The organism is Tenacibaculum sp. A30 (assembly GCF_051200845.1).
Classification (GTDB): Bacteria; Bacteroidota; Bacteroidia; order Flavobacteriales; family Flavobacteriaceae; genus Polaribacter.
Map to the genome: position 1 here is coordinate 2,096,058 of NZ_CP195160.1, position 14,244 is coordinate 2,110,301.

A 14,244-nucleotide genomic window follows, 5' to 3' on the forward strand; every position below is an offset into this window, starting at 1 on the left:
ATTTTTAAGCTAAAATACATAAAAAAGAAAACCTCAAGAAGTACTTCTTGAGGTTTTAAATAGGTGTTTTGTTATGTTTTAAAAACCGTAGTTAATTCCTAAACCAAATACCTCTCTTGTTTGAAATCCTTCAAAAGCATTATCATCATAAATTGCTTGCATAGAAAGGTTGGCTGATAAATACTTGTTAACTTTCATCACAACATTTACAGTGTAATCAATATCTACATTTTGAAAATCTTCTAAGTAGTTGCTATAAAGGTTTAAAATATTTTCTACCGAAACGTTTTTCATTACATCTAACTTGTAATAAGCGTTTAAAGCAGCCCCTAACTCATAACGAGTAGTTTCTCCTTGTGCAACACCAAAAGCGTCTCCCATTTCGGTTAAATGTCCGTGCATTACTATTAATTTAGAAGTTGCAGGGGCAATGTTAACTTTTAAGTTATCGTGTTTTTTCCATAACATACCAGGTCCAAATTGGAAGTATGCAGGAGAAAAGAAGTGCGAAGTTTGAACACCATTCACATCAGTTGATGACATTTGTGTTTTAAAGTTGAAAAAAGCAGAGTAGTACCAGTTTCCACCAGCTTTTTTACCAACTAAAGAGTTTAACTCTAAACGGTCATCTGTTTTTTTCATTTCTTCTCCTTTTAGTTTTGTTAAACCGTAAGAAGCAATTAATTTATTGTCCCAAGTCCAATCACCTTTTGTGTAGTTAAAATCGTAGTTTAAACCAAGAGTACCAGAAATGTTGTTTGTACCTCCGGCTAACCAGTTATTAAAAGCAGATTGATTGAATAGGAAAGAAATGTTTCCACTTCGTTTCCATCCTTCTTTAGGTTCATCTTTTTTTTCTTCTTGGGCATTGGCTGTTAAAGCACTAAATAAAACAGCGATTGCTAATAATTTTTTCATTTGGATAAATTTTAATTTATTTTTTTGAAGGCGCGAATGTACACCTTACAAAAAACTTAGACAAAGTTATTGATTAAAAGTCACGTTTTATGAAAAATATAATTTAATCCAAGTCCAAAAACCTCTTTAAATTGTATTCTTTTAGAAGCGTCATCATCAATAATGGCATGTAAACCAAGGTTTGTAGAAAGATTTTTGTTAATCTTAACCAAGATGTTTAATTGGTAATCTATGTCAATGTTTTGAGGTTTGTTTAAGTAATCTGAATAGACAGCAAGAATGTTTTCCATTGTAACGTCTTTCATAATTTCTTTCTTGTAGTAAGCAGAAAGGTTAAAACCTAGCCCTAATTTTGAGGTTTTACCTTCTTCAACACCATATTTTCCTGAAAATTCATTAGAAACAAATGTATATCGTGCTGTAGCTGGTGCGATGTTTATCCTAGCATCGTCATTTCGTTTCCAAAGCATACCGGGACCAAAACTCCAATAAGCAGGAGAGAAAAAGTCAGAAACAGCTAATTTTGGTTCTTGCTTGTAGTCATACCCTCTAGAAAACTGAGTTTTAAAATTGCTAAAAAATGAGAAGAACCAAAGATTAGAGGCTTTTAAACCTAATAAAGAGTTGTATTCAAATTGGTCTTCTGTTTTTCTCATTCCTTGACCATCAACATAGCTTAAGCCGTAAGCAGATATGATTTTATTATCCCAGTTCCATTTCTTTTTTTTGTAGTTGAAATCATAACCAAGCGTCATGTTTCCTGCAACCGTGTTGTTTCCTCCTGCAGACCAATTGGCAAAAGATGATTGGTTGAATAAAAAAGTATATTTTCCGGTAACCATCCATTTTTTTGGTGGGTTCTTTTTTACCAATACTTCAGGAGTAAGGAATCGTCTTATAATGGTAGAACTATAGTCAACTTCAGCAGGAGCACTAACTAATTTTAATGCTGAAATGCTGTCTTTTTTTGTCCTTTGTGAAAAGGTAGAAAAAGAATAACATATAAAAAGAAATAAAAAGAGTTTTTTCATCTATAGTTAAGTTAAGGAGTTTATAAATCGAATTACTTTTTTTTCTTGTAAAGAGGTACCGTTGAGCAAGCTTCGCCAAACATAATAGTCTTGGCTACAGTTTTTACTTTTTCAATCAGTAAGGTGTATGCTGAAGGTGGTATAGGCTTATTTGCACAACCTTTTATGATTATGGGTTTGTCTTTGTATTCAGATATATCAATTTGGTTTATGATATCTTGATAAATAACTGTTTCAAGTAACGGTAAATCACCAACTACTACTTTTTTTGCAAAAGGAGTAAGTTCTACAGTTAGTAACAAGTATGCCCATGAAGGAATAATAGCATCAGAAGAACAAGTTAGAGCAACATAACTATCTTGATATTGAGACCAATCGTGATTTTTTACAGATTCTCTAAAATCTTTTTCACGCAATATGAGTTCTTCATACAGCCAGTCTTTTATGTCAAATACAATACGATTTCCTTTCGGATAAAAATCTTCAAGGTCTATTGTAGTAAGATTACTATTTGCTACTCTATTAATTATTTCTTCTGCCATATTTTTATTCAATAGTTGTTGAGTTAAAAAACTTTAACTGCTATTTAAGTATTGTAATAATTTCCTTAAAAAATGAAATTATTTTATAACATTCCTAGCTCTAATTTAGCTTCCTCACTCATCATGTCTTGTGTCCAAGTAGGATCAAAAGTGATTTCAACTTCACAGTTGTTAATTTCTTTTAGTGTTTTTACCTTTTCTTCAACTTCAACAGGTAAAGTTTCTGCTACAGGACAGTTAGGAGAGGTTAACGTCATTAATATTTTCGCATCGTTTTCCTCCGAAATAAATACGTCATAAATTAATCCTAATTCGTAGATGTCTACTGGAATTTCAGGATCGTATATCGTTTTTAATACACGTACAATTTTATCTCCTAATTCTTCTAATTGATCTTCAGTCATCTTATTTTATTTGTTGTATGTATAATTTCTTGTTTCTCCCCATGAGTAACCACTAGAATCAACTTCATTAACCACAATTACAGTAGGGAAGTCGTCATTGTCATACGTAATTGTATTTGTTTTAGTGTAATTTAACTCTCCGTTGCTATAAGATTTTTCTTCTATAATGTTACCTAGTTTTATTAAAGGAAAAATTCTTTTTACATAATTTGCTTCCAAAAAAGGAAAGTTCTTACCGTCGTATTTAATTATTGTATAACTGCTTGTATTTGTAGTATTTATTTTTTTTACAGTATTACCGTTATACTCATAGTTATATATAATAGTTGTTGTTGATGGTGTATTGTAATGATAAGTTACTTTCTCAGAAGTTAAAAGATTATTGCTGTCGTAAGTGTATTCTATAGATCTAACAATAGAATTATCTTCAACTCTAGAGTGCTTTACAAGCTTATTGTTTAGATATTCATAATTGTCAGAAACGTTATAATTCTCTTGGTCTAGTTTAACTAAATTATTATTACTGTCATAATGAGCTTTACTAAAAAAAGTATCATTATTAGTGATACTTATTAAAAAGTTATCAGAATCATAATTATAATGTGAAATATGTGTATCAGAACTGCTTCCTGTTTCTATTTGCTCAAGTTTTATGAGTAGCTTAGGTGTTTCTTTTGTAAGCTCTTCATCATTGTTAGAACAGCTAACTAAAAAGAAAAGAATTAATAAAAAGCTAAAAAATTTTTTCATATTCAATAGGTTTCTAATTAGTTAATTTACTTTGCTGTGCAATCGCATACATTTTAATCTGTTTTACCATTGATACTAATCCGTTAGCTCTGGTTGGACTCAAATGTTCTTTTAAGCCAATTTCGTCAATAAAATTAGTGTCAGCTTCTAAAATAGCTTTCGGTGTTTGGTTTGAAAATACCCTCAATAATAAAGCCACAATTCCTTTGGTTAAAATTGCATCACTATCGGCAGTAAATTCAATAGTGTCTCCTTTTAATTCAGAATGTAGCCATACTTTTGACTGACAGCCTTTTATCAGATTTTCATCTAATTTGTAAGCATCGTCTATTAATGGTAATGATTTTCCTAATTCGATGATGTATTCGTAACGTTCCATCCAGTCTTCAAACATTGAAAACTCATCAATAATTTCTTCTTGTATTTCTTTGATAGTCATTTTTTAAAACTATTTTTGCAAAGTCAAAAAGACCGTTTTTAATTAAAGGGGCAAAATTACGACAAAAAAGGCAGTTAACATTACAGTTTGCGTCTTAATACATATTATTAGTAAAACTTTAAGTCTTACGTTGTTAAGGCAAAAAGAAAATAAATATTTCTTCTAGTACAGGAGATTAGGTAGAGTTATGAGTAAATTATTAGCAGTAGGTACGGTAGCGTTTGATGCTATTGAAACACCTTTCGGAAAGACAGATAAGATTTTAGGAGGATCAGGTACGTTTGTAGGATTGGCAGCTTCACAGTTTGGAGTAAAAACAGGAGTTGTTTCTGTTGTTGGAGGAGATTTTCCTCAGTCATATTTAGATATGATGAACAACAAAGGAATCAATACTGATGGAGTTGAAATCGTAAAAGACGGAAAAACCTTCTTTTGGAGTGGAAAATATCATAACGATATGAATTCTCGTGATACTTTGGTTACTGAATTAAATGTGTTAGAGCATTTTCAGCCAGTAGTGCCAGAATCTTTTAAAGATGCGCCAATTGTAATGTTAGGAAATTTACATCCGTTAACGCAAGCATCTGTATTAGATCAAATGAATGAGCGTCCAAAGTTAGTGGTGCTAGATACTATGAACTTTTGGATGGATATCGCTTTAAACGATTTACACGAAGTGTTAAAACGTGTAGATGTTATTACAATTAACGATGAAGAAGCTCGCCAGTTAAGTGGAGAGTATTCGTTGGTTAATGCAGCTCAAAAAATCCATGAAATGGGACCTAAATACGTGGTGATTAAAAAAGGAGAGCACGGAGCTTTATTATTTAACGAAGGTAATATGTTCTTTGCACCAGCATTACCACTAGCAGAAGTGTTCGATCCTACAGGAGCTGGAGATACGTTTGCAGGAGGTTTCTGCGGATATTTAGCTAAAACTGAAGATATCTCTTTTGAAAATATGAAGAGTGCTATTATCTACGGATCTAACTTAGCATCGTTCTGTGTTGAAAAATTCGGAACAGAGCGTATGGAGGAGCTAACTAACCAAGAAGTACAAACACGTTTACAAGCTTTTAAAGAATTAACACAATTTGATATTGAATTATCATAACTATAAATCCGCGCTTTTTGGTGCGGATTTTTTTATACAACACACAAAACCACAACACAACTAAATACTTGAAATTAAATGAGTGACGCTATTAAACATGAATGCGGAATTGCAATGGTTCGATTAAAAAAACCATTACAATATTATAAAGATAAATACGGTACCGCGTTTTATGGTGTAAACAAAATGTATTTGTTAATGGAAAAACAGCACAACAGAGGTCAAGATGGTGCTGGATTAGCAAGTATTAAATTTAATGTAGAGCCAGGAACAAGGTATATAAGTAGAGTTCGATCGAATGAGTCGCAACCTATTCAAGATATCTTTGGAAAAATTAATAAAAGAATCAACGGGGTTTTTGAAGAAAATCCAGATAAAGTTGATGATGTTGAATGGCAGGAAGAAAATGTACCTTATTTAGGTAATTTATTCTTAGGGCATGTTCGTTACGGTACTTTTGGAGGAAACTCTATCGAAAATGTACACCCGTTTTTACGTCAAAGTAACTGGAAGCATCAAAGCTTAATTGTTGCGGGTAACTTTAACATGACAAACTCTAAACAATTATTAAATGATTTAATAGAGTTAGGGCAGCATCCAAAAGAATCTACAGATACGGTTACTATTTTAGAAAAAATAGGGCACTTCTTACAATCAGAAGTTTCTGATTTATACTTAAAAGCAAAAGAAGAAGGATTTAATAAAAAAGATGCTTCTCCTTACATAGAAGAACATTTAGATATTCAACGTATTTTAAAGCGTTCAGCTAAGAACTGGGACGGGGGTTATGCCATGGCAGGTATGTTAGGACACGGAGATGCGTTTGTATTGAGAGATCCATCAGCTATTCGTCCAGCATTTTTCTATGAAGATGATGAAGTGGTGGTGGTAGCTTCTGAGCGTCCAGTTATTCAAACAGCTTTTAATGTAGATATCGATTCAATAAAAGAAATTGAAAGAGGTCATGCGTTAATTATTAAGAAAAATGGTCAAACAAGCATGTTGCCAATTTTAGAGCAACGTCCTAAAAAAGCATGTTCGTTTGAGCGTATTTATTTCTCAAGAGGTAGTGATGCTTCAATTTATAAAGAGCGTAAAAATTTAGGAAAATATGTATTTCCTGAAGTGTTAAAATCGATTGATAACGATATTGAAAACTCTGTGTTTTCTTACATTCCAAATACAGCAGAAACTTCTTTCTTCGGAATGATGGAAGCTGCGGAAGATGTGTTAAATCAACAGAAAACAGATGCTATTTTAGCAGGTGGAGGAAAATTATCAAAAGAAAAGGTAACGGAGATTCTTTCTAAACGACCACGTTTTGAAAAGATAGCTATTAAAGATGCGAAATTACGTACTTTTATTACAGACGACAGTAGTCGTGATGATTTAGTAGCGCACGTATACGATATTACTTACGGAGTTGTAAAACCAACCGATAACTTAGTGATTATTGATGATAGTATCGTAAGAGGAACTACTTTGAAGAAAAGTATCATCAAGATATTAGATCGATTAAATCCAAAGAAGATTGTTGTGGTTTCATCGGCACCTCAAATTCGTTATCCAGATTGTTATGGTATTGATATGGCTAAGATTAATGAATTTATCGCATTTAAAGCTGCTTTAGAGTTGTTAAAAGAAACAAATCAATACAATATTGTTGATGAAGTATATCAAAAATGTAAGCAACAAGAAAATAGTGAGGACAAAGACGTAGTGAATTACGTAAAAGAAATTTATGCTCCGTTTACTGATGAAGAAATCTCTGCTAAGATTGCTCAGATGTTAAAAACTGAAGAAATCAAAGCTGAAGTAGAAGTAATCTTTCAACCTGTTAGTGAATTGCATAAAGCTTGTCCAGATAATTTAGGAGACTGGTACTTTACTGGAGATTATCCTACCGATGGAGGTCATAGAGTAGTAAACCAAGCGTTTATCAATTTTTATGAAGGAAGCGATGCTAGAGCTTATTAATAATAAGTATTAGTGATATAAATAAAAAAAGAGTGATCAAGCGATCACTCTTTTTTTATGGTGTAAGTATTGTTTTTACATTGGAACAACGATAGCCCCAGAGAATTTCTCGCGAATTTCATTTAAAGCTCTGTCTGCGTGTAAACGTGTTTTGTAATTTCCAACTTGTATTTTCCACTCAGGGGCAGAATAGGTTAATTTGGTGTATACGCCAGGGTACTCAACTTGAAATCTATTTCGTAAGCTTCTAGCGCGTCCTTCTTGACCATTGTATAGTTGTATTCTATAACCAGTTCCGTTGTGTTTGTTGTAAGCTCTCTTTTTCTCTATTAAAGAGTTAATGTTTTTGCTATCAGCGTACTTAGATTGTGCGTTTGCGCTAAAAACACCAGCTGTTAATAGAAGTATAAGTGTTATGATTAAACTGCTTTTCTTCATTTTTTGAATCTTTTTACAAAAGTAACGACTTGTCCGTTAATAGATTGTTAATCTCTTTTATTTAGAATTATTATAAATTGCAAATAAGCAATCTCTTTACATTTCACAATTTAGACAGAAGTAGTACTTTTGTGCAACTTTCTGTGTGCTAAATTAAAATTAGTAATACAGAAAAAATTGTACCAAAATAGATACAAAACTTATATTTTATAGTATGAAAAGTGTGAATCATCACAGTCGGTTAACCAAAACTCTAGTAAGGAGTTTAGCTTTCTTTTTAGTTTTCTTAGTAAGTTTTTCGGCGTTCTCGCAAGATGTAGACGAAGCGCGTCAAAAAGAAGGGAAGAAATTATTTAAGTCTTTATGTGCTTCGTGTCACAAGTTAGATAAAAAACTTGTGGGGCCTGCTTTAGCTGGTATTGAAGAAAAAAGAACCAATGAATGGTTAAAGGCATGGATTAAAGATAATGCTGCTTTAAGAGCTTCTGGAGATAAAGATGCTATTGCGATTTTTGAAGAGTATAATGGATCTAGCATGAATGCTTTCCCTCAGTTAACTGATCAAAATATTGATGATATTTTGTATTATACAACTGTAGGTGAGTTGAAGACGGCTCCTGTTGCAGGTGCGGAAGTTGCTGGTCAGTCTCAAGGAGATCAAGCGCCTCAGTGGTTGGTTTACATATTAGCGGCGGCAATTATTGTTGCGTTTTTAATTATTGGTAGTTTATTAAAGACTATTAGTGAATTAAAAGGAGCTCCAAAAACTCCAGGTTTAATGGGGCAAACTGCTGAGTTGTGGGAAGGTATTAAGCAAAATACATTCTTGAAAGTGTTAACGGTGATTTTTGGTGCTTTAGTAGCGGCGTACTTCTTGTTTGGTACGTTGTTTAAAGTAGGTGTTGATACAGGGTATCAACCAATTCAGCCAATTGCATTCTCGCATAAAATTCACGCAGGAGATAATAAGATAGATTGTCAATACTGTCACTCTGCAGCAAAACATAGTAAGCATTCGGGTATACCATCTGTAAATGTTTGTATGAACTGTCATAAAAACATTTCAGAAGTAGCAGAAGATACTAAAGTAGTAATGGATGACCATACGTTAGTGAAATCAGATTTAGATAAAGAAATCGCTAAGATTTACGAAGCTGCTGGTTGGGATCCAGAAAAATTAGAATACACAGGTAATACTAAGCCAATAAAATGGGTTAGAGTTCATAATTTACCAGATTTTGCATATTTTAACCACTCACAACACGTAACAGTAGGTGGGGTTGCTTGTCAAAAATGTCACGGACCAGTAGAAGAAATGGAAGAAGTGTATCAATATTCTCCATTAACAATGGGTTGGTGTATCGACTGTCATAAGGATACTAAGGTAGACTTAAAAGGTAATGAGTACTATGCTAAGATTCACGAAGAATTAGCTAAAAAGTACGGTGTTGAGCAAGTAACAATTGCACAATTAGGAGGAAAAGAGTGTGGTAAGTGCCACTATTAATCAAATTAGAAAGTAGAAAAACACATATATAAATGGCTTCAGACAAAAAATACTGGCAAAGTGTTGAGGAACTTAAAGGAAGTTCTATTGTTGAAACGCTACGTAATAATGAGTTTGTACAAGATATCCCTACAGATGAGTTTTTAGGTGATAAAGAAACCTTAGAAACTTCATCAACATCACGTAGAGATTTCTTGAAATATGTTGGATTTACCACTGCAGCAGCTTCTTTAGCAGCTTGTGAAGGTCCAGTAAGAAAATCAATTCCTTATGTAGTGCAACCTAATGATATCGTAGTAGGTGTTGCCGATTGGTACGCAACTACAATCGCAGATGGTTTTGATTTCGCAAACGTATTAGTTAAAACACGTGAAGGGCGTCCAATTCAAATCATGCCTAACAAAGAGGCAGGAGGAGTAACAAACGCACGTACGCAAGCATCGGTTTTATCATTGTATGATGGTAAATTAAGATTAAGAGAACCAAGAAAAGGTGAAACTGAAATCTCTTGGGCTGATGCGGATAAAGAAATCGTGGCTAAATTAAACGAGTTAAAGAACGCTAACGAACCAGTAGTGTTATTAACAGGAACTTTAGCGAGTCCTTCTACTGATAAAGTTATTGCTGATTTTATCTCTGCTTATCCAAATGTTAAGCATGTAGTATATGATGCAATTTCTGAAAGTGCTACAGCTGATGCTTTTGAAGCTATGTATGGTAAAAGAGCTTTACCAGATTACGATTTTAGCAAAGCAGGAGTTATCGCGTCTATCGGAGCAGATTTCATAGGAGATTGGCAAGGTGGATATGAGAAGTCATATGCAGATGGTCGTAGAGTAGCAACAGGTAAAATGTCTTATCACGTTCAAATAGAAAGTAACATGTCTTTAACAGGTGCTAGTGCCGATAAAAGAATAGTTGCTAAGCCATCTGAACAAATTTTCGCTTTAATCAATTTATACAATGCAGTAACAGGAAGTTCTCTTCCTTCTAAAGCAACCGCTTTTGATGCAGAAGTTAAGCAATTAGCTAACGATCTTAAAAAAGCAGGTTCAAAAGGAGTTGTACTTACTGGATTAAATGATAAAAACGCACAATTAATTGCTTTAGCAATTAACAACGCATTAAACAGTGAAGTAATCGATACAAAAGCGGTAAACTTAACTCGCCAAGGTAACGATACTGAAGTTGCACAATTAGTAGCAGATATTAAAGGAGGAAAAGTAAAAGGTTTAGTTACGTATAACGTAAACCCAGTTTACTCTTTAGCAAATGCAGCTGATTTTGCAGAAGGAATTAAAAACTTAAAATTATCTGTTGCCTTATCTACTCAGAATGATGCAACGGCTAATGCTACACAATATACATTACCAGCACCTCACAACTTAGAAAGTTGGGGAGATGTTATGGCTAAAGAAGGTGTTTATAGTTTAATGCAACCTACTATTCAACCATTATTTAATACACGTCAGTTACAAGATGTATTATTAAAGTGGTCAGGTAGTACAGTAAATTACTATGATACTTTAAAAGAATTTTGGAGTACTAATGTTTTAGGAGGAGCTTCTTGGAATCAAGCATTGCATGATGGTTTCTTTAAGTCTGAAGCAATTATTTCTGAAGATGTTGCTTTTGAATCTACTGCAGATGTAAATGCAGCAGCAGTAGGATTAGTAAGATCTGCTAACAGTGCTTCAGGATTTGAATTAAACTTATATTCATCAACTGCATTAGGAGACGGTAAACAAGCCAACAACCCTTGGTTACAAGAATTACCAGACCCTCTTACCCGTGCTTCTTGGGATAACTATTTAACTGTTTCTATGGTAGATGCTAAAGAATTAGGTTTTGAAAACCCAGTAAAAGATAACGGAGCAATTAACGGGAACTATGCTAATGTAACGGTTAATGGAGTTACAATTAACAAGATTCCAGTAATCATTCAACCAGGTCAAGCTAAAGGATCAGTTGGTTTAGCATTAGGCTACGGTAGAACTCAAGGATTAAAGCCAGAGATGCAAGTAGGTATCAATGCATATCCTTTCTATCAAAATGGAAACAACGTACAATTCAACGTTTCTATTGAAAAAGCTTCTGGATGGCACAAGTTTGCTTGTATGCAAGTACAAAGCACATTAGCAGGTCGTCATGATATTTTAAAAGAAGCTTCATTAAAAGAAGTAAACGATAAGAGTTTAGATCCTAAACATACATGGAACAAACCATTTATGGTTTCTTACGATCACCAAGAAGTTGAAGGAAGTAAAATCGACTTATGGGATGAGCATGATAGAAGTATAGGACACCACTTTAACTTATCTATTGACTTAACATCTTGTACAGGATGTGGGGCTTGTGTTATTGCATGTCACGCAGAAAACAACGTACCTGTTGTTGGTAAAGATGAAATGAGAGTTGGTAGAGATATGGCTTGGTTACGTATTGACCGTTATTATTCTTCAACTGTTGTAGATAAGCAACACGAAGCAACAATGACGTTAGAAGAGTTCAAAGCTCAGAACCCTAATTTAGCGAACCAAGAAGTTGAAAGAAGATATACTGAAAAAGTATTAGAGTTAAGCAAAGGAGATTTATTTGATGCTTTAGAAAACCCAGCTGAAAATCCACAGGTTGCTTTCCAACCAATGATGTGTCAGCACTGTAACCACGCACCATGTGAAACAGTATGTCCAGTAGCAGCAACATCTCACGGTCGTCAAGGTCAAAACCAAATGGCATATAACCGTTGTGTAGGTACTCGTTACTGTGCAAACAACTGTCCATATAGAGTTCGTCGTTTCAACTGGTTTAACTATGCTGAAAACAACGAGTTTGACTTTAACATGAACAATGAGTACGGAAAAATGGTGTTAAACCCAGACGTAGTTGTTCGTTCTCGTGGAGTTATGGAAAAATGTTCTATGTGTATTCAAATGACACAAGCTACCATCTTAAAAGCTAAGAAAGAAGGTAGAGCTGTAAACAAAGATGAGTTTGAAACAGCTTGTTCTGCAGCTTGTTCTACTGGAGCTATGGTATTTGGAGATATTAACAACTCTGAAGATACAGTTACAGCATTAAAAGAAGATAAAAGAGCATTCCATGTGTTAGATTATATTGGTACAAAACCAAACGTAGTGTACCAAGTGAAAGTAAGAAATACAAACGAAGCTTAATAGTAAAATTAATAAGTATATAGATTTATGTCGTCTCATTACGAATCATCTTATAGAGAACCTTTAATACTTGGTGACAAGAGTTACCATGATATTACGGAAGATATCGCAAGACCTATTGAAGGTAAAGCAAACAAAAATTGGTATATAGCATTCTATATCTCTTTAGCAGCAATGTTATGGGGATTTGGATGTATCTTCTACACCGTAGGAACAGGAATCGGTGTATGGGGATTAAGTAAAAACATCGGTTGGGCATGGGATATTACCAACTTCGTATGGTGGGTAGGTATTGGTCACGCAGGAACACTTATCTCTGCAGTACTTTTATTATTCCGTCAAAAATGGAGAATGGCAATTAACCGTTCTGCAGAAGCGATGACAATCTTTGCGGTATTCCAAGCAGGATTGTTCCCAATCATCCACATGGGTCGTCCATGGAACGGATACTGGGTATTACCAATTCCTAACCAATTCGGATCATTATGGGTTAACTTTAACTCGCCATTATTATGGGATGTATTCGCAATTTCTACGTATTTATCGGTATCATTAGTTTTCTGGTGGACTGGTTTATTACCTGATTTTGCAACGATTCGTGATAGAGCTGTAAAACCTTTCCAAAAGAAAATTTATGCATTATTATCTTTCGGATGGTCTGGTAGAGCTAAAGACTGGCAACGTTTTGAAGAAGTGTCGTTAGTATTAGCAGGTTTAGCAACTCCATTAGTACTTTCTGTACACACAATTGTATCGATGGACTTCGCTACTTCTATCAACCCAGGATGGCACTCAACAATTTTCCCTCCTTACTTCGTAGCAGGGGCGATTTTCTCAGGATTCGCAATGGTACAAACCTTATTAGGTATTATGCGTAAGGTTACAAATATGGAAGCATATATAACGCGTTTACACGTAGAGTATATGAACATCGTAATTATTTTAACAGGTGGTATTGTAGCTGTAGCTTATGCAACTGAATTCTTCATCGCATGGTATACAGGTTCTCCTTATGAAAACTATACATATTTATCGTTTGGTGCTGAAGCAGGTGCTTATGGATGGGCATTCTGGTCGTTATTAATCTGTAACATTTTCACTCCACAGTTATTATGGATTAAAAAAATTAGAAGAAGTTTTATCTGGTCTTTCATTATCTCAATTGTAATTAACATCGGTATGTGGTTCGAGCGTTTTGATATTATCGCAATTGTATTAAGTAAAGGACAATTACCATCTACATGGTGGCGTTTTGAGCCAACGTTCGTAGACGTAGGTATCTTCATAGGAACTATTGGGTTCTTCTTTGTATTATTCTTATTATATGCAAGAACTTTCCCAGTAATCCCTACGGCAGAGATTAAGACTATTTTGAAATCATCAGGTGAGAATTTTAAAAAATCAAGAGAAGAGAACAATGAGCACTAATAAAGTAATTCACGCATTATATAATGATGATGATATCTTAATGGATGCCGTTAAGAAAGTAAAATCAGAAAATCATCATATTGAAGAAGTATTTTGTCCATTCCCAGTTCACGGATTAGACAAAGCAATGGGCTTAGCTCCAACACGTTTAGCAATTACTGCTTTTTTATATGGTATTACAGGTTTATCAGTAGCAGTTTGGTTAACATGGTATACTATGATTGCTGATTGGCCTCAAGACATTGGTGGTAAGCCAAACTTTTCTTGGGCAGCTAACATGCCAGCTTTCGTGCCAATTTTATTCGAATTAACAATATTCTTCGCAGCACACTTAATGGTAATCACTTTTTATATGAGAAGTAGAATTTGGCCATTTAAAGAAGCTGAAAACCCAGATCCAAGAACTACAGATGATCATTTCTTAATGGAAGTTCCAGTTCACGGAAACGAAGATGAGTTAGTAGCATTGTTAGAAACAACAGGAGCTGTAGAAATTAACGTAGTAGAAACGCACTAATAA

General features: G+C 34.1%; 13 protein-coding genes. 6 read left to right on the forward strand and 7 right to left on the reverse strand.

Annotated elements, in window-relative coordinates; translation table 11 throughout:
* Positions 1-78: 78 nt before the first annotated feature.
* The 6 genes from ACR9ES_RS10070 to ACR9ES_RS10095 all read right to left on the reverse strand — a co-directional run bounded on the left by ACR9ES_RS10070 (position 79) and on the right by ACR9ES_RS10095 (position 4,084).
* Positions 79-918: a DUF3078 domain-containing protein gene (locus ACR9ES_RS10070; RefSeq protein WP_298996856.1), complete on the reverse strand. Its 840-nt coding sequence runs from the start codon at positions 916-918 to the stop codon at positions 79-81.
* Positions 919-998: 80 nt separating this feature from the next.
* The gene (locus ACR9ES_RS10075) at positions 999-1,949 is read right to left on the reverse strand and encodes a DUF3078 domain-containing protein (RefSeq protein ID WP_435254122.1); all 951 of its coding nucleotides are present in this window, start codon (positions 1,947-1,949) and stop codon (positions 999-1,001) included.
* A gap of 32 nt (positions 1,950-1,981) precedes the next feature.
* Entirely contained in the window at positions 1,982-2,491 is a 510-nt protein-coding gene (locus ACR9ES_RS10080; protein WP_274634432.1) for a DUF2480 family protein, read from the reverse strand.
* A gap of 83 nt (positions 2,492-2,574) precedes the next feature.
* Entirely contained in the window at positions 2,575-2,895 is a 321-nt protein-coding gene (locus tag ACR9ES_RS10085; protein ID WP_028891358.1) for a DUF59 domain-containing protein, read from the reverse strand.
* Between the two features lie 6 nt (positions 2,896-2,901).
* A complete protein-coding gene (locus ACR9ES_RS10090; RefSeq protein WP_435254123.1) occupies positions 2,902-3,645 on the reverse strand; it encodes a hypothetical protein in 744 nt (247 codons plus the stop codon).
* Between the two features lie 13 nt (positions 3,646-3,658).
* A complete protein-coding gene (locus ACR9ES_RS10095) occupies positions 3,659-4,084 on the reverse strand; it encodes a SufE family protein (RefSeq protein WP_408034590.1) in 426 nt (141 codons plus the stop codon).
* 187 nt (positions 4,085-4,271) lie between these two features.
* Here ACR9ES_RS10095 and ACR9ES_RS10100 point away from each other — a divergent pair, with 187 nt between their 5' ends.
* Together ACR9ES_RS10100 and ACR9ES_RS10105 are read left to right on the forward strand one after the other, a co-directional pair.
* Entirely contained in the window at positions 4,272-5,198 is a 927-nt protein-coding gene (locus ACR9ES_RS10100) for a PfkB family carbohydrate kinase (RefSeq protein WP_435254124.1), read from the forward strand.
* 78 nt (positions 5,199-5,276) lie between these two features.
* Entirely contained in the window at positions 5,277-7,175 is a 1,899-nt protein-coding gene (locus ACR9ES_RS10105; protein WP_435254125.1) for an amidophosphoribosyltransferase, read from the forward strand.
* A gap of 75 nt (positions 7,176-7,250) precedes the next feature.
* Here the strand turns inward: ACR9ES_RS10105 and ACR9ES_RS10110 are convergent, their stop codons facing one another.
* A complete protein-coding gene (locus ACR9ES_RS10110; protein WP_298996829.1) occupies positions 7,251-7,613 on the reverse strand; it encodes an SPOR domain-containing protein in 363 nt (120 codons plus the stop codon).
* 214 nt (positions 7,614-7,827) lie between these two features.
* Between ACR9ES_RS10110 and ACR9ES_RS10115 the strand changes: the two genes are divergently transcribed.
* From ACR9ES_RS10115 to ACR9ES_RS10130, 4 genes are read left to right on the forward strand one after another with little or no spacing between them, the layout of a single operon-like run.
* On the forward strand, positions 7,828-9,120 hold the full coding sequence (locus ACR9ES_RS10115; protein WP_435254126.1) for a c-type cytochrome: 1,293 nt from the start codon (positions 7,828-7,830) through the stop codon (positions 9,118-9,120).
* A 32-nt stretch (positions 9,121-9,152) separates the two neighbouring features.
* The gene (locus ACR9ES_RS10120) at positions 9,153-12,296 is read left to right on the forward strand and encodes a TAT-variant-translocated molybdopterin oxidoreductase (protein ID WP_435254127.1); all 3,144 of its coding nucleotides are present in this window, start codon (positions 9,153-9,155) and stop codon (positions 12,294-12,296) included.
* 27 nt (positions 12,297-12,323) lie between these two features.
* Positions 12,324-13,724 carry an NrfD/PsrC family molybdoenzyme membrane anchor subunit gene (gene nrfD, locus ACR9ES_RS10125; RefSeq protein ID WP_028891351.1) on the forward strand — a complete coding sequence of 467 codons (1,401 nt, stop codon included), beginning with the start codon at positions 12,324-12,326 and terminating at the stop codon, positions 13,722-13,724.
* Positions 13,714-14,241, forward strand: a complete 528-nt coding sequence (locus ACR9ES_RS10130) for a DUF3341 domain-containing protein (RefSeq protein WP_435254128.1) — start codon at positions 13,714-13,716, stop codon at positions 14,239-14,241. Before nrfD ends, ACR9ES_RS10130 begins: the two co-directional genes overlap by 11 nt.
* Positions 14,242-14,244 lie beyond the last annotated feature (3 nt).